16 protein-coding genes are annotated in these 20,134 nt (G+C 74.3%); 7 read left to right on the forward strand and 9 right to left on the reverse strand.

Annotated features, from left to right (window positions below; genetic code table 11):
- Positions 1-17 precede the first annotated feature (17 nt).
- From ACFVU9_RS21505 to ACFVU9_RS21525, 5 genes are all read left to right on the forward strand, one after another.
- A complete protein-coding gene (locus ACFVU9_RS21505; protein WP_380439719.1) occupies positions 18-1,211 on the forward strand; it encodes a rhodanese-like domain-containing protein in 1,194 nt (397 codons plus the stop codon).
- Between the two features lie 104 nt (positions 1,212-1,315).
- The gene (locus ACFVU9_RS21510; protein WP_380439717.1) at positions 1,316-1,975 is read left to right on the forward strand and encodes a DUF5819 family protein; all 660 of its coding nucleotides are present in this window, start codon (positions 1,316-1,318) and stop codon (positions 1,973-1,975) included.
- Between the two features lie 140 nt (positions 1,976-2,115).
- Positions 2,116-3,324, forward strand: a complete 1,209-nt coding sequence (locus tag ACFVU9_RS21515) for an HTTM domain-containing protein (RefSeq protein WP_387595465.1) — start codon at positions 2,116-2,118, stop codon at positions 3,322-3,324.
- Between the two features lie 9 nt (positions 3,325-3,333).
- Complete coding sequence (locus ACFVU9_RS21520; RefSeq protein ID WP_387595468.1) at positions 3,334-5,511, forward strand: FUSC family protein; 2,178 nt, start codon at positions 3,334-3,336, stop codon at positions 5,509-5,511.
- Positions 5,508-6,293 (forward strand): TrmH family RNA methyltransferase, encoded by a 786-nt coding sequence (locus ACFVU9_RS21525; RefSeq protein ID WP_380497461.1) that lies wholly within the window; start codon positions 5,508-5,510, stop codon positions 6,291-6,293. Before ACFVU9_RS21520 ends, ACFVU9_RS21525 begins: the two co-directional genes overlap by 4 nt.
- Positions 6,294-6,312: 19 nt before the next feature.
- Here the strand turns inward: ACFVU9_RS21525 and ACFVU9_RS21530 are convergent, their stop codons facing one another.
- From ACFVU9_RS21530 to ACFVU9_RS21550, 5 genes are all read right to left on the reverse strand, one after another.
- On the reverse strand, positions 6,313-7,635 hold the full coding sequence (locus ACFVU9_RS21530; RefSeq protein ID WP_387595471.1) for a peptidoglycan-binding protein: 1,323 nt from the start codon (positions 7,633-7,635) through the stop codon (positions 6,313-6,315).
- A gap of 219 nt (positions 7,636-7,854) precedes the next feature.
- On the reverse strand, positions 7,855-8,787 hold the full coding sequence (locus ACFVU9_RS21535) for a pyridoxamine 5'-phosphate oxidase family protein (RefSeq protein WP_387595474.1): 933 nt from the start codon (positions 8,785-8,787) through the stop codon (positions 7,855-7,857).
- A 13-nt stretch (positions 8,788-8,800) separates the two neighbouring features.
- A complete protein-coding gene (locus ACFVU9_RS21540) occupies positions 8,801-9,271 on the reverse strand; it encodes a VOC family protein (RefSeq protein ID WP_387595477.1) in 471 nt (156 codons plus the stop codon).
- 218 nt (positions 9,272-9,489) lie between these two features.
- Positions 9,490-10,527: a hypothetical protein gene (locus ACFVU9_RS21545; protein WP_380439703.1), complete on the reverse strand. Its 1,038-nt coding sequence runs from the start codon at positions 10,525-10,527 to the stop codon at positions 9,490-9,492.
- A gap of 275 nt (positions 10,528-10,802) precedes the next feature.
- On the reverse strand, positions 10,803-12,968 hold the full coding sequence (locus ACFVU9_RS21550) for a protease pro-enzyme activation domain-containing protein (RefSeq protein WP_380497466.1): 2,166 nt from the start codon (positions 12,966-12,968) through the stop codon (positions 10,803-10,805).
- Positions 12,969-13,223: 255 nt separating this feature from the next.
- On the opposite strand from ACFVU9_RS21550, the gene ACFVU9_RS21555 reads away from it, so the two are divergent.
- Complete coding sequence (locus ACFVU9_RS21555) at positions 13,224-13,790, forward strand: CGNR zinc finger domain-containing protein (protein ID WP_380503704.1); 567 nt, start codon at positions 13,224-13,226, stop codon at positions 13,788-13,790.
- Between the two features lie 49 nt (positions 13,791-13,839).
- Here the strand turns inward: ACFVU9_RS21555 and ACFVU9_RS21560 are convergent, their stop codons facing one another.
- The 3 genes from ACFVU9_RS21560 to ACFVU9_RS21570 all read right to left on the reverse strand — a co-directional run bounded on the left by ACFVU9_RS21560 (position 13,840) and on the right by ACFVU9_RS21570 (position 18,603).
- Entirely contained in the window at positions 13,840-15,333 is a 1,494-nt protein-coding gene (locus ACFVU9_RS21560; RefSeq protein ID WP_380503707.1) for an FAD-dependent monooxygenase, read from the reverse strand.
- A 146-nt stretch (positions 15,334-15,479) separates the two neighbouring features.
- Complete coding sequence (paaN, locus tag ACFVU9_RS21565) at positions 15,480-17,177, reverse strand: phenylacetic acid degradation protein PaaN (RefSeq protein WP_380503710.1); 1,698 nt, start codon at positions 17,175-17,177, stop codon at positions 15,480-15,482.
- Between the two features lie 160 nt (positions 17,178-17,337).
- Complete coding sequence (locus ACFVU9_RS21570; protein ID WP_380497470.1) at positions 17,338-18,603, reverse strand: glycosyltransferase family 39 protein; 1,266 nt, start codon at positions 18,601-18,603, stop codon at positions 17,338-17,340.
- 349 nt (positions 18,604-18,952) lie between these two features.
- On the opposite strand from ACFVU9_RS21570, the gene ACFVU9_RS21575 reads away from it, so the two are divergent.
- The gene (locus ACFVU9_RS21575) at positions 18,953-19,537 is read left to right on the forward strand and encodes a TetR/AcrR family transcriptional regulator (protein WP_380497471.1); all 585 of its coding nucleotides are present in this window, start codon (positions 18,953-18,955) and stop codon (positions 19,535-19,537) included.
- Positions 19,538-19,592: 55 nt separating this feature from the next.
- Here the strand turns inward: ACFVU9_RS21575 and ACFVU9_RS21580 are convergent, their stop codons facing one another.
- Positions 19,593-20,039: an Lrp/AsnC family transcriptional regulator gene (locus ACFVU9_RS21580; RefSeq protein ID WP_078859968.1), complete on the reverse strand. Its 447-nt coding sequence runs from the start codon at positions 20,037-20,039 to the stop codon at positions 19,593-19,595.
- Positions 20,040-20,134 lie beyond the last annotated feature (95 nt).

Below are 20,134 nucleotides of genomic sequence, written 5' to 3' on the forward strand. Positions count from 1 at the left end.
CGAGACAGAGGCGAGAAGTGACCGCGCAGATCCCCGTCCGCTGGACGGACCCGGAGCAGCAGGAGCTGGAGGAGCGGGTCGCCGCCGCCGAACTCGCCTGGCTGAGCATGGACGTCGACGTGCAGACGCTGCGGGTCGAGATCGACAACTTCGCGCTGATCCACCATCAGCTGCTCGGCCCGCTCTACGCCCGGCTCGACGAGCTGGACGCCCTGGTCGCGGAGGCCGTCGCGGCCACGACCGGGCGCCCCGAGGACGTCCGGCGGGCCGCCGAGGCCAGGCAGCAGGTCGAGGAACTCCCCGACCTGGACGCCCTGTTCGACTCCGTCCAGGCGGTCCGCGAGGAGCGCGGCGGCGAGGAGGAGGCCGTCCCGCCGCCGCCCGCCGCCCCGGCCAAGGTCCGCCCCGGACGGGAGGCCCAGCGGATCTACCGCGACCTCGTGCGCCGCGCCCACCCCGACCTCACCACCGACCCGGCCGAGCAGGAGCGCCGGGCCGCGTTCCTCGTCCGGGTCAACGAGGCCTACGCGTTCGGCGACGCCGGCGCGCTGGCCGGCCTGGCCGCCGAGTGGTCCACCGCGCCCGAGGCGGCCCCCGCGCCGGACGCGCCGGACCGGCTGGAGTGGCTGCGCCGCCGACTGGAATGGCTCACCGCGAAGATCGCCGAGACCGCCGCCGAGCAGGTCCGGCTGGAGCGCACCCCGATGGGGGAGCTCCTCGCGCTCGCGCCGCAGGACCCGGACGGGCTGCTGGAGCAGCTCGCCGAGGAGCTGCTGGCCAAGGCCGCGGACCGGCAGGCCGAGCTGGCCCGGCTGCTCGGCGATCCCCGGCCCCCGGTGGGCGACAATGGCACGGACCCGATCGAGCCCCAGGAGACCCACACGATGTTCCCGCAGATCCCCTCCGCCGACGCCGCCTCCGTGCCCGCCGATGCCGTCCTCCTGGACGTCCGCGAGCAGGACGAGTGGGACGCGGGCCACGTGGACGGCGCCCTGCACATCCCGCTCGGGCAGGTCATCGCCCGGCTCGGCGAGCTGCCGGACGACAAGCTGTACGTGCTGTGCCGCGTCGGCGGCCGCTCGGCGCAGGTCGTCCAGTACCTGGTGCAGCAGGGCCGGGACGCGGTGAACGTGGACGGCGGCATGTACGCCTGGGAGGGCGCCGGCCGGCCCATGGTCAGCAGCACCGGCCAGGACGCGTTCGTCCTCTGAACCCCGCTCCGACCCGTACGCACCCTTTGGCCCGGTAGGGCAGGATGGGCGCGCGACCGACCCGGGACGGGCCCGGCGGCGCCCGTCCGGCAGGGGGAGTGCGCATGGCGGACAGCACGGACACACCGGCCGGCGCGCGGGTCCGGTCGCGGCCCGCGCAGCTCGTTCTGGGCCTGGCCGCCGTGGTGCTGCTCACCGGGACGGGACTGTTCCTCGGCGCGGTGTTCCTGCACGTCGCGCCCGCCAACACGGTGTCCCGGCAGTACCGGGAGCAGATCGACGGGGTGGTCTACCCCGAGTTCGAGCAGAACTGGAAGCTCTTCGCGCCCAACCCGCTCCAGCAGAACGTCAGCCTGGACGCCCGGGTGCGGACCGTCGCCGGCGGCGGCGCCACCGAGACCCGCGACTGGCTCGGGCTGACCGCCCGGGACATCGCCGCGATAAGGGGCAACCCGGCGCCCAGCCACGTCGACCAGAACCTGCTGCGGCGGGCCTGGGACTTCTACGACGGCTCGCACAACCCGCAGGACGAGACGCTGACCAACAGCCGGGGCAAGCTCGCCGAGGAGTACCTGAAGCGCATTGCGCTCCAGCGGATCGGCCGGAGCGTGGACGGCGAGCGGATCCTGGAGATCCAGTTCCGGGTGACCTCGGCGACCGTCCCGCCGCCGTCCTGGAGCGGGGAGGCCCCGCCGCCCGAGCCGAAGACGCGGGAGCTGCCCTGGTGGCCGGTGGACGACGCGGACTACCGGGGGCTCGGGTGAACGAGGTGTCGCAGCCGGAGGTCTCGCCGTCGGGGGTCTCGCCGTCCGGTGTCGAAAAGCCGCGGGAGGTCTCGCCGCCCGGTGTCGAACAGCCGCGGTTGGACGGGATCCCGCGCCAGGGCGGGCAGCAGGTCGTTGCCGTGTCCGCACCCGAGTCCGTGCCCACACCGGCCCCGGGTCCGCTCGCACGCGTCGGCCGGGCGCTGGAGGCGTTCACCGGGCGGGTGCTCGGCCGCCACCAGGCGGCCGTGGTGCGGATCGGCTTCGGGCTGGTCTGGCTCGCCTACCTGCTGCGCGAGTGGCCGAACCGGCGGGTGCTGTACGGCGACCGGTCGCCCTGGTCCCTGGACCTCGCCCGGCAGCTCCTCGCCGACAACGGGGCCTTCACCGTGCTGCCCTGGTTCGACGGGCGGCTCTGGTTCGAGGCGGTCTACCACCTGGCGGTGCTCGCCGCCCTCGCCGTGGTGCTCGGCTGGCGGACCCGGGCGAGTACGGTGCTCTTCCTGGTCACCGTGCTGTCGCTGCAGAACCGGGACGTCTTCCTCGGCGACGGCGGCGACAACGTCGTCCACCTGATGGCCGTCTACCTGGTCTTCACCCGCTGCGCCGAGGTGTGGTCGCTCGACGCCCGGCGGGGCCGTCCCGGGTGGGGCGGCGTCGTGCTCTGGGCCGTCCTCGGGGCCGTGCTGGCGGTCTGTCAGCTCGGTGGCTTCTCCGGGGACAGCCTGACCTGGACCTCCGCCGCGTTCCCGTACCTCGGGTGGGCACCGCTGTTCTGGGGGCTCTGGGCGGTGGCCGGGCTCTGGTGGGCGCTCGGCCGGCTGCGGCCGGACGGCGAGGTGCGGGCGGTGCTCGACGGGCTCGCGAACACGGTGCACAACTGCGCGATGCTGGTGATCGCCGCCGAGGTGGTGCTGATCTACGCGACGGCCGGCTGGTACAAGGTGCAGGGCACGCGCTGGCAGGACGGCACCGCGCTGTACTACCCGCTCCACCTGGACTACTTCGCGCCCTGGCCGGCGCTGTCCGCGCTGGTCGGCTCGGCGCTGGTGCCGGTGTTCCTGATCTCCTACGGCACGGTGATCGTGCAGGTCGCGTTCCCGTTCACGCTGCTCGACCGGCGGGTCAAGAACGTCCTGCTGGCGATCATGATGGCCGAGCACCTCGGGATCGCGGTGGTGCTCGGGCTTCCGGTGTTCTCGCTCGCGATGGTCGCGGCGGACGCGGTGTTCCTGCCGACCGGCGCGCTGCTCTGGGCGGAGCGGCAGGTGCGGCGGGTGCGGCCGGTCCGGCGGGGCGGTGCGGTCCCGCGGGAGCGAGAGCCGGTGGGAGCGGACGAGCCGCTCTAGGATGGCGCTATGTCCTGGTTCGCCGCGCTACGTGACACCGCGCGGACCGGACTCACCCTCGACCGGGCGCTGACCGACCCCAAACGGGCGGCGCGCGGGGCCGTCGCCGTGGGGCTCGTGCTGTTCCCGACCCTCGCGCTCGGCGGGCCCTCGCTCGCGACCTCGGCCGCGATGGGCGCGTTCATCGCCGGGACGGCCACCTTCCAGCGCAGCTTCCGGCCCCGGGCCAGCCTCGCCGTCGCCGCCGGGATCGGGCTCGGCACCAGCACCTTCCTCGGGTACCTGGCCGTCGGCGTCTTCGGGCTGTTCCCGGCGCTGCTCGCGGTGTGGGCCTTCGCCGCCGGACTCGCCTGGGCGATCGGGCCGACCGCCGGGGTGGTCGCGGCCAACACCGTCTCGGTGATGCTGATCGTCGTCCAGCTCCCGGTCGGCGTGCTCGCCGCGCTCGGCCACGGACTCGTCGCGGCCCTCGGCGGCGTCGTCCAGGCCGCCGTCATCACCCTGTGGCCGATCGGCAGTTGGACCGCCCAGCGGGCGGCACTCGCCGACACCTACGCCGAACTGGGCGACTACGCACGGCGGTTGCGACAGGACCCGACCGCGCACGTCGACCCAGCGCCGTTCATGACCGCCCGGCACGCCGCCGCCCTCACCCCCTGGCAGGACCGCCACCGGCCGCCCGAACTGCGCGGCCTGCGCGGCATCGCCGAACGCATCCGCCCCACCCTCGCCGCGCTCGCCGACCCCAAGGTCGGCGCGCCGGCGGAAGGGCCGCAGCGCGACCGCGCCCGGGAGGTCCTCGCCGCGTCCGCCGAGGCCATGGACGCCCTCGCCCGGGCCATCAGGACCGGTGATCCCGTCCGCCTCCCCCGCACCGCGCCCGTCTACGCGCTCGCCGCACCCGTCCCGCTGGCCGCACCCGAGGCGGACGGACGGCTGCGGGGTGCGGCCAAGCGCTCGGCCCGGCGGCTCGGCGGGCTGCTGCGCAAGGCCGCCGACACGCTGGACCGGGGCGACGTGGACACCGTCACGGTGCCCGTCGTCGGGGCCGGCGGCGCCCTGCACAAGCCGCCGCTGTTCCGGATGCTGCCCGCCGCGCTGCGGGCGGTGCGGCGGCAGGTCCGGCCGCGATCGGCGGTCTTCCAGCACGCCGTCCGGCTCACCGGGGTCGTCACGGCCGCGTACCTGCTGGCGCGGGCCGCCGGGTTCGAGCACGGCCACTGGGCGCCGATGACCGCCGCGATGGTCATGCGGCCCGACTTCGCCCAGACCTACAGCCGGGGCGTCGCCCGGCTCGCCGGGACGGTCGTCGGGGTCGCCGTCTCGACCCTCGTGGTCCAGCTGGCGCACCCGGGCGAGTGGGTGCTCGCGGCGCTGGCGGTGCTCTGCATCGGCGGGGCCTACCTGACGCTGCGGACCGGGTACGCGCTGATGACCGTCGGCATCTCGTCGTACGTCGTCTTCCTGCTCGGACTGCAGCCGGGCGACCCGCTGACGACCGCCTTCGAACGGGTCGGGCTGACCCTGCTCGGCGGATCCGTCGCGCTCGTCACGTACGCGCTCTTCCCGACCTGGCAGACCGCCCGGCTCGGCGAGCGGCTCGCGGAGTGGCTGGCCGCCGCCGGGCGGTACGCGGCGGCGGTGATCGACGGCTACGAGGACCCGGCGGCGCCGCGCGGACGGGACGTGCGGACGGCGCTGCTGGACTCCCGGGAGGCGCGCTCCGAACTGCTCCAGGCGATGGAACGGGCCGACGCCGAACCGGGACGGCACGCGTCCGGACTGCCCGGGGTGAGCCGGCGCCGGATCGACCGGGCCAGGGCCGCGGTCGGACGCCTCGGGCGGGCGGCCGTCCTGCTGGAGGCCCACCTGCCGGCCGGCGACGCCGAGCCGGTGCCGGGGGCGGCCGGGTTCGCCGAGGAGCTGCGGCTCGGGACGGCGCTCGCGGCGGGGGCGCTGCTGACCGGGCGGCCGGTGGAATTCGGGGCGGTGCGGGGGGCGCAGGCGCAGTTGGAGAAGCGGCTGGCGGAGGTGCCGGAGGGGGTGCAGCGGGATGTGCTGTGGGCGGGGGTGCGGTTGCTGATGCAGGCGTTGAAGGAGCTGGAGCGGGCTTTGCGGGGGCGGGAGGACGTTCGGGGGGCGGGCGCGGGTGGCGGTGAGCCCGCGGACGGCGGGGTGGAAGCATGAACGCCATGAACGGCATGAGCGGTGTGGACGACGTGGTGCGCGGCTGGCGGGCGGTGGAGCGGGAGCCGGGGACGGTCCTGCTGGACGGGTTCCACCCGCTGAAGCACGCGCTGCGCTTCGGCGGGGAGGTCCGGCAGGTGCTGACCGCGGACCGGGCCGCGCTGCTGGCGCTCGCCGCCGAGCTGGCCGAGGACGTCGGGCCGGCGCTGGCCGGCCTCGCGGTGGAGGTGCCGGAGACCGCGCTGCGGACGCTGGCGCCCCGGCTGCACCCGACCGGGGTGATCGCGCTGGCGGTGCGGCCGTCCGCCGGGGCGAACCGGGCCGCGCTCGGGCACCGGCCCCGCCGCGCGCCGGTCGTGCTGCTGGAGAACCCGCGCAACCTGGGCAACGTCGGCGCGGTGATCCGGCTCGCGGCGGGCTTCGGCGCCACCGGGGTCGTCACCACCGGCGACCTCGACCCCTGGCACCCGACCGTCGTGCGCGGCAGCGCGGGCCTGCACTTCGCGACCGCGGTCGAGCGGCTGGCCCTGCCGGAGCTGCCCGCCGGGCCGCTCTACGTGCTGGACCCCGAGGGCGCGGACATCCGCACGCTGGCGTTCCCGGACGACGCGCTACTGGCGTTCGGCACCGAGCGGCACGGCGTCTCGGCGGAGCTCAAGGCGCGTGCGGACCACCTGGTCGCGGTGCCGATGCAGCCGGGGGTGTCCAGCTTCAACCTCGCGACGAGCGTCGCGATGGGGCTCTTCCACTGGATGTCGGGGCGCCCGCCCGGCCGCGGCTGAGCGGGCGGGCGCCGGGGCGTCAGGAGAACAGCCGCCGCCACGTCTCCGGGCCCGGGTAGCCGTCGGCGTCGGTGCCGCTCCAGCCCTGGGCCTGCTGGAAGGACTGGACGTTGGCGCGGTCGCCCTCGCCCCACTGCGGGCCGGGGCCGACGGTGTAGGCGCCGCCGAAGCCCTTGCGGACGAGCTGCTCGCCGAGCTGACGGACGGAGTCGTTGTTCGCGCCGGGCCCGAACCGGTCGGCGCCCGGGTACGCGGGTGCGCCGCTCGCGGGCGGGGGCGGGGGTGGCAGTGGGGCGCCGGCGTCGATGTTCCGGCCCTTGCCGTTGACCAGGTAGTCCCAGGTGTCCTTGCCCGGGATGCCGTCGGCCTCGCCGCCGCGCCAGCCCTGGGCGAGCTGGAAGGCCTCGGTGGCCTTGCGGTCGGCCTCGCCCCACTGCGGGCCCGGGCCCTCGGAGTAGAACCGGGTGCCGCCGCGCTGCACGAGCATCCGGCCGAGCTCGGTGACGTATGCGTTGTTCGCGCCTGGGCCGAATTTGTCGGCGCCGGGGAAGACCGTCGAGGGGGTGCCGTCATTGCTGGCGCCGGAGAGGCCGGTGTAGCGGTACGGGACGTACGAGCCGGGGTTGTTCCAGTACGCGTACGGCGTGCTGCGCTTCGTCGTGCCGGGGGCGGTCTGCTCGTAGGCGACGTAGCGGGTGCGGGTGGAGTCGGTCCAGCCGCCGAAGATCGTCGCGTGCGAACCGGCCTGCGGGTTGGCCGGGTTGTTGTAGATCAGGACGTCGCCGGGCTGGAGGTCGGCCTTGCCGATCCGCTCGGCGAAGTTCGGCAGGGTCCAGGTGGTCTGGCTGCCGTCCAGGCCCCAGGCCATCGAGACGAAGCCGGAGCAGTCCTGCCGGTAGCCGTCCGACCAGTAGCGGCCCATGCCGTACGGCACCCGCTGGTCGACCCAGCTCTGCGCGCGCTGGATGATCCGGGCCCTCGTCACCGGTTGGGCGGAGGTGCGCGGGGTGGTGTCGGTGCCGCCGTCGTCCTCGCCGTAGAGGCTGCTGACCTCGCCCTGCGGGTTCTGCGGGGTGGCGCTGCTGCCGCCGCCCGGGTTGGGCGCGGGGGCGCCGACCGCCGCCGTCGCCGCGGCCGCGCCGCCGCCCATCGCGGTGCCGACGGCGGCCACCAGGACCGCCGCCCGGCGGCGGACGCTGCGGGCCGCGGCGTGCCCGCCCTCGTGCACCGGGGCGGCGTGCAGCCGGGCGCGGCGGCGGGCGTTGCAGCCCCCGCATATGCAGTCGTCGCCGGGTTCGACCTCGACGAACTCCAGCAGCGGGGACGGGTCGGCGCCGGTCATGGTCCACCTCTTCCTGGTCGGTCTGACGGTGTGGCAGGACTGACCTTCCCGGGCCGGTTCCGCGTGGTACCGGGACCAAGGTCCCAAAGCGGGCGGGCCGCGGCGCGGCGGGCTGGGCCGCGCGGGTGACGGCCGTTCGGCGGCCCGGGCGTGGCGGGGGTGGAGGGGAGACGGTAGTGCCGGCACCGGAGCTGACGGCGGCTCGGCCGGTCGGCGGGATCAGTCGGCGGCTCGGTCGGCGGGGTGCGGGTTGGCCGGGGAGTACTCGGGGTCGGTCCAGGCCAGCGGGGTGGCGTCGGCGAGTTCGACGACGCCGGTGACGGCCAGTTCGACCATCCGCTGGGCGCCGGGCACGCCCGCGCGGGCCCCGGGGGACCAGTCGGTGCGGGCCTCGCCGGTGACGAGCAGGGCGCCGCCGGTCTCCCAGTCGGGCAGGAGGAGGCCGGCCCGCGGGTCGAGCTCCAGGTTCCCGAGCGTCATGAACATGCTGTTGCCCTGGTACTCCGGCCAGACCAGCCGGTCGGGGGCCGCGGCCCGCAGGAAGCCGGGGAAGCCGCCCCGGTGGGACGCGTCCACGCCGCCGTCCGGGCCGACGGTGGCGACGAAGAACGTGTCGGCGGTGGCGGCGGTCAGCCGCTGCGCGGTGGAGAGCGCCGGCCCGGCGGACACGGCGCGCGGGGCGCCGGCGGACGGGCGGTCGAGCGGGGTGCGGCGCTGGATGTACTTCGGGCAGTTGGAGACGACCTGGTCGGCGGTGATCACCAGGCCGCCCCGGCGGTCCGGCACCGAGCGGCCGTTGAGCCGCATCCGGCGCCGCCCGGCCGGGTCGAGGGCGATGGTGCCGACCCGGGCGGGGCCGGCCAGGGCGGCGGCCAGCGGGTCGTCCCCGGCGGGGCGCGCGGCGACCGTCATGGTCCGCTCGTCGCCGGCCTGGAGGAAGCCCGGGGCACCGGCGAGCTGGGTGGCCCAGACCCGGCCGTCCGGGTCGGCGGCGCCGACCACGAGCGTCCGGCGCTCGGTGAGGAAGCGGGCGGCGACCGGCGGGATGGTGCCGCGGATCGCCCGGCCGGCGTGGTCGGCGCGCTCCCGCACGCCGGCCAGCGCCTGGGCGGCGAGCTCGCCGGGGTGGTAGGGCGTGACGGGGGTGGTCACGGCGGCCTCCGGCCTAGAAGAAGCCGCAGGTCGGGGCGTCCGCCGTGGGCGCTGCGGCGCCCGTCGCGGCGACTCCGGTGCGGGCGTAGATCTCCAGCCGGATGCCGTCGGGGTCGGTGAAGAAGATGCCGCCGGAGTCCGAGCCCTCGCCGTGCGGCACGACCCCGTCGTACGCGAACTCGGCGCCGAGCTCGCGCAGTCGGTGCTCGGTGGCGCGGACCTCGTCGAGGCTCTCGACCTCGAAGGACAGGTGGTGCAGGCCGGGGGAGGCGGTGGCGAAGGTGCCGGTGCTCTGCTGCCAGAGGGTGACCACCAGGCGGCCGTCGCGGCCCATCAGGGCGTAGCGGCGCTCGGCGTCGGTGCCCTCGTGCGTCACCTGGACGCCGAGGACGGCGCGGTAGAACGCGATCGAGCGCTCCAGGTCGGTGACGTTGAGGCCGACGTGGCCGGTCTTCAGGGTGTGGATCAGGGCGGGGCTGGACATGCCTGGACGCTCCCGTGGCTGGGTGGTCCGGAGGGGCTCGTGCCTAACCGGTACTCATGAAGTTAGTGGTTAGGTGATGGAGCGTCAACCAGTATCAGGGCATGCAGGGGTTAGGTGGTGGCGGCATGAGGGCGCGGCGGTGTGAGGGCGCGAGGGCGCGAGGGCGCGACTGAGCGGGAAGGGGGGAACGGAAGTGGGAGTGGGGAGCCGCGCGGCGGCTACTCCCACTCCCACCGGATGCCGATGTGGCCCGGCTGCTGGTCCGGGGAGAGCACGTGGGCGCTCGCGGAGGCGCCGATCCACAGCTGCTCGCGGCGGCTGTCAACGTCCTCGCCCGGGTCGCGGTCGTACCGCTCGCAGTGCACGGGGACGGCCGCGGGGTCGAAGTGGACCTGGAGCACGTACTCGCGCACCTGGGTCGCGAAGCGGCGGCTGTACTCCAGCGTCGGGCCGCCGGGCGGGATCTCCACCTCGTACTCGAAGACCGTGCTGTCGCCCAGGCCGAGCGGGCGGTCCAGCATGATCTCGCCGACGGTCAGCCCGGCCTCCGGGCGGCGGCGGACGCGGCCGAGCCGGCCGTGCCGGACCGAGGTGATCTCGGGGCAGCCGGTGGCCTCCTCGTCGGCCTTGTGCACGACCAGGCAGCGGCCGACGCCGGCGACGGTGGCGCGGACGACCTGGCGCATCCGCAGCAGGTTGCCGCGGCGATGGGCGTCGACGTAGTACGAGTCGTGGATGCTCAGCCGCTCCAGCTCGCCGGCCGGCGGGGCGTCCAGCTCGGCGAAGATGTCGGCGATCTCCTGCTCGCCGGGCCAGACGTCCTCCAGCCCGAGGTGGCAGGTGTTGGCGGCGGCGGCCCAGCGGCCGCGCGGGCGCGGCGGGCCGAGCAGCGAGGACAGCGAGCTGTGCGGCAGGCCGAGCAGTTCCTCCAGCAGGTGGACGGCGCGCAGCGAGCTGGCCCGCTCGGGCTGGCTGCGGCCGCGCCGCCAGTAACTCAGCGTCGTGACGCTGACCCTGACGCCGCGTTGGGTGAGCGCCGCCCGGATCCGGTCCAGGCTGAGGCCGCTGGCCTCGATCGCCAGGTGCAGGGTGTCCGCGAAGCCGCCCGCGGTGGCGGGCCGGCCGGCGGCCGGCGATCCGGCGGGCGGCAGGGCCGCCGGTACCGGCGCGGGCGCGAGTACGGGCGGGCCGGTGCGCTCCGGGCGCTCTTCGACCAGCCGGAGTCGCGCGGCGTCCTGGGGCTGCTGTGCGGCCATGCGGTAACCCTCCCCACCAGGTGAGTTCGGCGGGACCGGGTCGGCGCCGGGGCGCGCCGCCAGCGGCTTCACCGAGCTTTGGGGAACCCTATGCACGGTCGAGAGGCTACGTCATCCGTCGTGCGTATGACAGTGGTCACGGGAGGTGAACCGCAGGGTTAGCGATCTTGAAACATTGCGGAAACACGCATCGTCCCAGGTGGTGACGTATAACACACCGCCGGGGCGGGCCCTGACGGCGCCGCCCCGGCGGGGTCTCGGTTACCAGAAGGTGATCAGCCGACGTTCAGGGCGACGTCGTCGATCACGAAGCTGGTCTGGTTCGAGCCGTCCTCGGTGCCGGTGAACTTGAGAGTCACGGTCTGGCCGGCGAAGGAGGTCAGGTCGACGGTGCGCTGCACGTAGCCGGCGGCCGCGTCCACGTTGGACCAGGTCTTCAGCGTGGTCGAGTTGGCCTGCAGGGTCAGCGTGTCGTACGCGGTGCTGCCGCTCTCGGCGGTGTCGATGTGCAGCCAGAACGTCAGCGACGCGGACGTGCAGCCGGCCGGGATCGAGACGGTCTGCGACAGGGTGTCGGTGTGCGAGCTGCCGTAGCCGTCCAGCCAGGCCTTCCAGCTGCCGCCGTGGGCCGGCTGCGAGCTGCTGTTGTCGACCACGCCGCTCGACGTCGTCCACGGGGCCGCGGTGCCGGACTCGAAGCCGCCGTTGCCGATCAGCTGGGCCGCGGTGCAGCCGCCGGTCGGGGGCGGGGTCGGGGTGCCGCCGCCGCCGAGCAGGGCGGTGGTCAGGGCGTCCGCGACCGGGGAGCCCCAGCCGGTGACCTGGTCGTAGCCGGTCTTGGCCGGGAAGTCCTGGTTCGAGCCGGTCTTCACGTCGTGGAACGTGCTGCCGTAGCTGCTGCTGTTGGCGACGGCGTACAGGCGCGGGCTGGCCTCACCGAGGGCGGACTGCCCGGCCGCCTTGGCCTTCTGGTTGAACTGGGCGGCGTAGCCGGACCACAGCGGGGCGGCCGCGCTGGTGCCGCCGTAGACCTGCCAGGCGCCGGCGGTGTAGATCGCGAAGCCGCTCGCCGGGTCGGCGTTGGAGGCGACGTCCGGGACGGTGCGCATGGTGCCGTTGACGCCGGTGCCGGTCTGCCAGGTCGGCTTGCTGAAGACGGTGGACACGCCGCCGCCGGCGGTGCTCCAGGCGCTCTCCGAGGAGTAGGCGTTGCCGGAGACCTTGAGGTTGGTGCCGCCGACACCGGTCTGGTGCGGGCTGGAGGCCGGGAAGTCGACGGCCTTGACGGTCGAGCCGCTGGTCGAGCGGGTGCAGTCGCGCGAGCCGTCGTCGCCGGAGGCGGAGAAGATCGAGATGCCCTGCGCGGCGGCCTGCTTGAAGGCGTTGTCGACGGCGGTCATCGAGGCGGCCGTGGTGTCCGGCTCGCAGGAGCCCCAGGAGATCGAGATGACCGAGGCCTTGTTGTCGGCCACGATCTTGTTGGCCATGTCGATCTCGCCCTGGTCCGAGTTCGGGGCCTCGTAGATCAGCTGGGTCGCCTTGGGGGCGGCACCGCGGACGATCTCGCTGTCCAGCTCGACCTCGCCCTGGCCCTGGCCGGGGGCGGAGTCGTAGTTGGCACCGTCGACCGAGACCGTGGAGACGGCCGGGCCGGAGAGGCCGTACTGGCTGTCGTAGGTGGTCAGGTCCGAGGACGTGTAGCCGTCGAACTCCCAGAGGGCGACGGTGACGCCGGTGCCGTCGGCGCCGGTCTTGTCCAGGTTGTAGGCGCCGTCGTACTGGGCCGGGCCCACGCCGTTCGGGGTGGCCGAGGCCGCGTTCGGGGTGACGGCGTGCGGGGTCGCCAGGCGGTTCTTGCGGACCGCGTGGTTGTCCAGGCCGTGCACGCCCTGGACGACGTCGGCGAGGTCGGCCGGGACGGAGGCGGCCGCGTCGTTCGCGTAGAACGCGCGCTGCAGCTGCGGGTCGACGTAGGAGCTCTCGTGGGTGCCGAAGGCCTGCGAGACCTGGTCGTTGGTACCGCGGGCGCTGACGACCTGGCGGTTGGCGCTCACCTCGGTGACCGTCAGGCCCTGGCCGGCGAGGTAGGCCTTGACCTGGTCGACGGCGGCCTGGGTCGGGCCGAACCGCTGGTTGAACTGCTCCGGCGTCAGGTAGTGGCCGTACTCCGGGGTGCCCGGGGTGGTGACCGCCGCGAGGAAGCGCTCCAGCTCGTCGGCGTTGCGGAGCTTCAGGCTGACGGCGACCGAGATCTGCTGCTCGGCGGGCACGTCGCCCTTCTTCTCCGAGTGGGCCACCGCGGGGTTCACGGTGTTCGGCAGCTCGATGCGGGGAGCGGCGTGGGGGGTGGACGCGGCCTGCGCGGTCGTGACGCCGAGCGAGACGGCGGTCAGCGGCAGCACGGCTATGGCGGCCGCGAGGGCGAGGGTGCGGGGGCGCAACGGATCCTCCTCTGGCCGGATGTGGGGTCCGGCAAGGGGCACTTGACGCTCTGGGGTAGAACGCTGGCTAGAACATGACAGAACAACTCCGGGGATTGGCTCATGGTCAGGCAATTCGTTGCTAAAAAACAGTCAAGTGTGGAACGGCGGAACGGCAGGTGTTTCATACAGTGAATGATCGGAAATTCGGCGGTGGTCCACACCAGTTGGGGCTTCCGGGACGGCCGTAGAATCGCGTGGAGCCGAGGGAGAACGATGACTGACGTGAAGGCGGACCCGAGGGACCCCCGCCCGCTGATCGGCGAGCCGCTGGCGCTCGACCTGCTCAACACGCGCTGGGCCGGCACCCCCCTCAACGACCTGCTCGGCGAGCCCGACGGGTACGGGATCTGGCTCTCCTCCGCCGGGCTGGGCGAGCGCTGCGAGGCCGACGCCGCCGGGCTGGCCGCGGTGCTCAGGGCCCGTGAGGTGCTCGGGGCCGCGGTGCGGTCGCTCGGTGAGAACGGGGAGTTGGGCGGGGCCGCGCGGGCCGGGCTGGACGAGGTGCTCGCCCACGGACGGATCCGGCGGACGGCCGGCGCGGGCGGCGCGGAGGACCGGATCGAGGTCGACGAGCCGCAGTGGCTGGCGGCCTGGCTCGCGGTGGACGACTTCCTCGGGCTGGTCGCGCAGGGGGCGCACCGGGTGCGGCAGTGTGCGCACGACGCCTGCATCCTGCACTTCTTCGACGCGTCGCAGAACGGGCGGCGGCGGTGGTGCCGGATGGCCGTGTGCGGGAACCGGGCGAAGGCGGCCCGGCACTACGTGAAGGCGAAGGGCTAGCGCGGCGTTCTCCCGCGCCCTGCACGGGGCGCGGGAGAACGAAGGGTCCTCAGTTCGTCGTCGGGGCGCCGAGGTGGGCGGTGAGGGCCTCGGTGACGTCGCGGTGGCCCGGGTCGACGGCGGCCCAGGCGGCGTAGCCGTCGGGGCGGATCAGCAGGACGGTGTCGCGCAGCTTGCCGTGCGGGTCGGCGGGGGCGGTGGTGACGAGCCGGCCGGCCCAGGGGGCGGCGGCGCTCTGGACGTCGTTGCTGACCAGGACGAACTTCCCGGCGCGCAGCGCCTCGTAGAGCCGCTCGGGTGCGGCGGGCTCGTCGTCGCGGGGCTTCTCGATCGCGGTCAGCCGCAGGTCGGGGACGCGCTTGCCGACCAGCGGGTGGGCGTCCTTCGGGGCGGGGTAGGCGATGTCGATCCCGGAGACCAGCCGGGCGCCGCGCTCGGTGACCGGGTCGAGGTGGCCGCCGAGCGCGGTGAGCGCGCCGCGCAGGGCGCGGGTGGGCGCGGACTCGGCGAGGGCGAGCCGGATCAGGGCGCCGGAGGTGCGCAGGACCATCTTCCCGACCGGGTGGCGCTCGGTCTGGTAGCTGTCGAGCAGCGCGTCGGTGGCGTGGCCGCGCAGCACGGCGGCGAGCTTCCAGGAGAGGTTGGCGGCGTCCTGGAGGCCGGTGTTCATGCCCTGGCCGCCGGCCGGCGAGTGGCAGTGCGCGGCGTCGCCGGCCAGGAAGACCCGGCCGGAGCGGTAGTTGGGCACCTGGCGCTCGTCGCTGTGGAAGGTGGAGGCCCAGCGGGCCTCGTGCATGCCGAAGTCCTCGCCGATGGCGGCCTCGGTGATGGCGGCGATCCGCTCCAGCGAGGGGGTGGTGCCGTCCGGGACGCGCTCGGTGCGGTCCCAGGCGATGACGCGGTGGTAGCCGTCGCCGAAGGGGGCGAGGAAGGCGAAGCCCGCGCTGCCGGCGCCGACGGTGATGGTGTTCTCGGGCTCGCGCTCCAGCCGGACGTCGGCGAGCAGGACGGAGTCGACCACGGACTCGCCGGGGTACGGGACGCCGAGCAGCTCGCGGACGGTGGAGCGGACGCCGTCGGTGCCGACCGCGTAGCGGGCGCGGTGGGTGGTGCCGTCGGCGGTCTCCAGCGTGACGCCCTCGGCGTCCTGCCGCAGGCCGGTGACCTCGCTGCCGCGCACGATCGTCGCGCCGGCCCCGACCGCGCGCTCGTGCAGCAGCCGTTCGACGTTGTACTGCGGGGTGATCAGGACGAACGGGAAGCGGGTCGGCAGGTTGCCGAGCTCGACGCCGAAGCGGTTGAACATCTTCAGCGAGGTGAGCGGCCGGCCGGTGGCGATGAGGTCGTCGGCGAGGCCGCGGGCGTCGAGCATTTCGAGCGTGCGGGCGTGCACGGCGAAGGCCCGGGTGAGGTTGGACTCGGCGCCGCGCTTCTCCAGGAGGGTGACGGCGAGGCCGGCGGCGGCGAGGTCGCCGGCCAGCAGCAGGCCGGTCGGTCCGGCGCCGACGATCAGGACGTCGGTGACGGTCTGCTTCGCGGTCATGTGTCAGCTCCCGGTGGTCGGAGGGCGGTTGGACGCGTCGTTCGGCGTCCCTCCAGCCTCCATCATCCCCCGGCCCGGGCGCGGGGTGTGAACCGCCGGGCCCCGGCGGTCGGTGACCGCCGGGGCCCGGTGACGTGCCGGAAGGCTCAGCCCTGCCGGCGGATCTCCACCGTGCGGAACCGGTTGGCGACGAACGCGCCGTCGCAGTAGGCGGCGTTGGCGGCCGGGTTGGCGCCGGTGCCGTGCAGGTCGGAGAAGGCGGCGGTCTGGTTGGGGAAGACGCCGCCGGTCAGGTTGAGCGAGAGCGAGACGCCGGCGTCCAGCACGGCCTCCACCAGCAGGGCCTCGACCTCGGGGGAGGTGGTGTAGCCGGTGGCCGTCATCGCGCCCTTCTCGCGGACGGTGGTGCGCAGCAGCTCGACCGCGGCGGCGGTGGACTCGACGGCGACGGCGAAGGAGACCGGGCCGAAGCACTCGCTGCGGAAGACCGCGCGGTCGTCCGGCTTGTCGGCGTCGAGCTTGACCAGGGCGGGGGTGCGCACGGTCGCGCCGGGGAACTCGGCGCAGACGACCGCGCGCGGGGCGAGGACGAGTTCGCCGTACTCGCCGCCGGCCGCGGCGGCCGAGCGCTGGAGCACGCCGGGGTTGACGACGGCGCCGAGGACGGCGGCGGCGCGGGCGTCGTCGGACAGCAGGCCCTCGATCGCGCCGGCGAGGTCGGCGACGACCTGGTCGAAGGACTTGTCGCCCTGGTCGGTGCCGATGCCGCCGCGCGGGATCAGCAGGTTCTGCGGGGTGGTGCACATCTGGCCGCTGTAGAGCGAGAGCGCGAAGGCCAGGTTGCCGAGCATGCCCTTGTAGTCGTCGGTGGAGTCGATGACGACGGCGTTGACGCCGGCCTTCTCGGTGTAGACCAGGGCCTGCCTGGCGTGCTCCTCCAGCCAGTCGCCGAAGGCGGTGGAGCCGGTGTAGTCGATCATCCGGATCTCGGGGCGGACGGCGAGGTCCTTGGCGACGGTGCCGCCCTCGTGCTCGGCGGCCAGGCAGACCAGGTTCGCGTCGTAGCCGGCCTCGGCGAGCACCTCGCGGGCGATCGCGACGGTCAGCGCGAGCGGCAGGACGGCCCGCGGGTGCGGCTTGACGAGCACCGGGTTGCCGGTGGCCAGCGAGGCGAACAGGCCGGGGTAGCCGTTCCAGGTGGGGAAGGTGTTGCAGCCGATCAGCAGCGCGAGGCCGCGCGGGACGACGGTGAACTCCTTGCTCATCACCAGCGGGTCGCGCTTGCCCTGGGGCTTGGTCCAGCCGGCCTGCCGGGGCAGCCGGGTCTGCTCGGCGTACGCGTAGGCGACGGCCTCCAGGCCGCGGTCCTGGGCGTGCGGGCCGCCGGCCTGGAAGGCCATGCCGTAGGCCTGGCCGGTGGTGTGCATGACGGCCTGGGCGAACTCGTGCGAGCGGGCGTTGATCCGCTGCAGGATCTCCATGCAGACGGCGGCGCGCTCCAGCGGGCTCGCGGCGGCCCAGGCGGGGCGGGCGGCGCTCAGCGCGGCGATCAGCGCGTCCGGCCCGGCGTGCGGGTAGGTGATGCCCAGCTCCACGCCGTACGGGGAGGTCTCGCCGCCCACCAGGTCGCCGTCGGTGGGGTGGCCGTCGAGGGCGAACGGGGCGCCGAGCAGCGCGTCGAACGCCGCCTTGCCGTCCGCGGGGCCGCTCTCGCCGTACGCCTTCGGGAACTCGGGGTAGGGCGACCAGTAGTCGCGCTTGGCGGCGGCGTCGAGCGCGGCGTCCAGGGTGGCCTGGTGGCGCGCGACCAGCTCGCTGACGAGGGGGTGGGTGACCGCGGACATCTGTTCGCTCCTCAGAGAGCCTCGGGGAGGAAGACGGGACACGTCACAGAGTAACCGAACGATCGGTCGGCTCAAGAGGGGGAAGGGATTTGGTTCCGGAGAAGAGAACGGGGGCGCGTCCGTGGCGGACGCGCCCCCGGAAGCGGGGAGGACGGGCGGTCTACGGCACGCCGAGCTCGAAGATGACGTACCCGGCGTACCAGCCGGACGCCGCCGCCGCGGTGCCCAGCACCGTCGCCAGCACCGGCCAGCTCAGCTTGCGCATGCCGATGGCGAGCGCGATGAACAGCGGGAACGCGGGCAGCAGGTAGCGCGAGACGTTCCCGAAGATGCCCAGGCTGCCGAGCACCGAGACGATCGTGGCGAGGGTGTAGGCGGTGAGCACCAGCGGCGGGCGCAGCCGGACCAGCAGCACGATCAGGGCCGGCAGGGTCAGCACGATCAGGGTCGCGAAGAGGTCAGGCAGGGCGAAGGCGAACGGGTAGTCGTTGCGGCCGAGCATCACGCCGCGGATCGCGTGGAAGGTGCCCTGGCCCCAGTCGAAGTAGTGCAGCCAGGCGTCGTGCTGGAGGCGGAAGTAACCGCCCCACTCGCCGGTCCGCCACCCCACCCAGCCGACGTAGCCGAGCAGGCCGAGCGGGGCGAGCAGCATCGCGGCGAGCGGGCGCAGCACACCGCTCTCCCGCCGCCACAGCTCGACCAGCGCGGCCAGGCCGACGGCGCCGATCAGGGCGGCCGCGGTCGGGCGGTTGAGGCCGGCGAACAGGGTGATCACGCCGGCCGCGACCCACTGCCTGGTCATCACGCAGTAGCAGGCCCAGGCGGCCAGGGCGACGAACGTCGAGTCCGAGTAGAGCGCCCACTCGGCGCCGGAGCCGGGGGCGACGGCCCAGATGCCCGCCGCGATCACGCCCGCGCGGGGGCCGGCCAGCCGGTCCACCACGGCGTAGATGCCGGCGGCGGCGAACAGCGAGGCGAGCACCGACACCAGCATCCCGGCGCCGTACAGGCCGAGGCCGGTGACGTCCGAGGTCAGCCGCATCAGGCCCGGGTAGAGCGGGAAGAACGCGGCCGAGTTCTGCTCGATGCTGAAGCCGACCTGGCCGCCGGGGACCGGCACCAGCGCCGGGTGGTAGCCGAACTGCGCCACCTGCTGGTACCACCAGCCGTCCCAGCTGGCGAGGACGTCCCAGGGGTTGGCACCGCCGCCGAAGCGGGGGTGCTTCTTGGCGTACTCCCCGGAGAACGACAGCAGCTTCATGAAGACGGTGAAGCCGATCAGCTTGAGCACCGCGTAGCACCACACGGCGGGCCCGAAGCGGACGGCCAGGGCGCGGGCGCGTCCCTGCCAGCCGGCGGCGGGTGCGGCCGGTTCGTCGTTGCGCTGTTCTGGCACGTCGGACTCGACTGCCGGTATTGCGGTCATCGGACTGGACCCACCCTGCTGGCCGTGGACGATCGTCCGGAGATTCTAGGGCCTGGCGCCCACCTCCCGTCGTGCCCGAAGGGCGCCTGGCGGCGTTGGGGTGCGTGGATTGCAAGGCGGAGGAGGGAGGCGATGCGGTGGGGGCACCTCCCGGCCGCCAGGCTGGGGGACATCGGGCGACCGACGACAACGCGGTGAGGCGCGTGCCCCGGCGCCGCCAGGCAGGCGGGAGGTGGGCGCCAGGCGCTAGGGGCCTGTGCCCATCCTCCTGGTGCGGACCAACGAGGCGGCCGCGGCCGGGCGGAGACCCGATCGCGTGGGGCCGGGTGGGGCCGGGGATACTCGGGGGATGGCCGATCACACCACGCGTCCCGCCTACACCGTCGAGTCGCTGCTCGCCGTGACCGTCGACGTGTTCAACGAGCGCGGGTACGACGGCACCTCGATGGAGGACCTCTCGCGGGCCGCGGGGATCTCCAAGTCCTCGATCTACCACCACGTCCGCGGCAAGGAGGAGCTGCTGCGGCTCGCGGTCGGCCGGGCGCTGGACGGGCTGTTCGGGATCCTGGCCGAGCCGGCCGCGGTCACGGGTCCGGCCGTGGTGCGGCTGGAGCACGTGGTGCGGCGCACGGCCGAGGTGCTGCTGGCGGAGCTGCCGTACGTCACCCTGCTGCTGCGGGTGCGCGGCAACACGGCCACCGAGCAGTGGGCGCTGGAGCGCCGCCGGGAGTTCGACCACCAGGTCGCCGAGCTGCTGCGGGCGGCCGTCGCGGACGGCTCGCTGCGCGCGGACGTCGAGCCGCGGCTGGCCACCCGGCTGCTGTTCGGCATGATCAACTCGATCGTCGAGTGGTACCGCCCCGGCCTCAAGGCCGCGGACGGCGTGGCCGACGCCGTCGTCCACCTGGCCTTCGACGGGCTCCGCGCGCGGTAGCCCACTGGGGCGTGTCTGTCGGGTCGGGCCGGGTGCCACGACGCCGGGGCACGCCCTAGTCCGGCGGAACCTGGTCGGTCTCCTCGAACACCAGCATCGTTCGTGTACCGAGCACCTGTGGGATGGACTGGATGCGGTTGAGCACGAGCTCCCGCAGGGCGTGGTTGTCGGCGGTGTGCACCAGCAGGAGGACGTCGAAGTCGCCGCCGACGAGGGCGATGTGCGCGACGCCCGGCAGCTCCAGCAGCTGCTCCCGCACCGTGCGCCAGGAGTTCTGGACGATCTTCAGCGTGATGTACGCGGACGCGCCCTGACCGGCCCGTTCGTGGTCGACCCTGGCCGTGAAGCCGCGGATGACGCCGTCCTCGACCATCCTGGAGATCCGGGCGTAGGCGTTCGCCCGGGACACGTGCACCCGCTCGGCGACCGAGCGGATCGAGGCGCGACCGTCCTGCTGCAGCAGCCGCAGGATCGACCGGTCGACACGGTCGAGTCTGGACATCTGTTCAGCCGACATGACCCCCCACCCTCACCGATTGGACGCACTGCCACCAGTCGACCTCCGCTCAGGCCGAATGTCCACCACCTTGTCACGCT

Origin of the sequence: Kitasatospora sp. NPDC057936 (assembly GCF_042887525.1) — a bacterium.
In the GTDB taxonomy this organism is placed as follows: Bacteria; Actinomycetota; Actinomycetes; order Streptomycetales; family Streptomycetaceae; genus Kitasatospora.

Excerpts from the sequence above, each read along its gene's own strand:
- ACFVU9_RS21510 (WP_380439717.1), top strand. The coding sequence starts at position 1,316 with ATGGCGGACAGCACGGACACACCGGCCGGCGCGCGGGTCCGGTCGCGG.
- ACFVU9_RS21520 (WP_387595468.1), top strand. The coding sequence starts at position 3,334 with ATGTCCTGGTTCGCCGCGCTACGTGACACCGCGCGGACCGGACTCACC.
- ACFVU9_RS21525 (WP_380497461.1), top strand. The coding sequence starts at position 5,508 with ATGAACGCCATGAACGGCATGAGCGGTGTGGACGACGTGGTGCGCGGC.
- ACFVU9_RS21530 (WP_387595471.1), bottom strand. The coding sequence starts at position 7,635 with ATGACCGGCGCCGACCCGTCCCCGCTGCTGGAGTTCGTCGAGGTCGAA.
- ACFVU9_RS21540 (WP_387595477.1), bottom strand. The coding sequence starts at position 9,271 with ATGTCCAGCCCCGCCCTGATCCACACCCTGAAGACCGGCCACGTCGGC.
- ACFVU9_RS21545 (WP_380439703.1), bottom strand. The coding sequence starts at position 10,527 with ATGGCCGCACAGCAGCCCCAGGACGCCGCGCGACTCCGGCTGGTCGAA.
- ACFVU9_RS21555 (WP_380503704.1), top strand. The coding sequence starts at position 13,224 with ATGACTGACGTGAAGGCGGACCCGAGGGACCCCCGCCCGCTGATCGGC.
- ACFVU9_RS21560 (WP_380503707.1), bottom strand. The coding sequence starts at position 15,333 with ATGACCGCGAAGCAGACCGTCACCGACGTCCTGATCGTCGGCGCCGGA.
- paaN (WP_380503710.1), bottom strand. The coding sequence starts at position 17,177 with ATGTCCGCGGTCACCCACCCCCTCGTCAGCGAGCTGGTCGCGCGCCAC.
- ACFVU9_RS21570 (WP_380497470.1), bottom strand. The coding sequence starts at position 18,603 with ATGACCGCAATACCGGCAGTCGAGTCCGACGTGCCAGAACAGCGCAAC.
- ACFVU9_RS21575 (WP_380497471.1), top strand. The coding sequence starts at position 18,953 with ATGGCCGATCACACCACGCGTCCCGCCTACACCGTCGAGTCGCTGCTC.
- ACFVU9_RS21580 (WP_078859968.1), bottom strand. The coding sequence starts at position 20,039 with ATGTCCAGACTCGACCGTGTCGACCGGTCGATCCTGCGGCTGCTGCAG.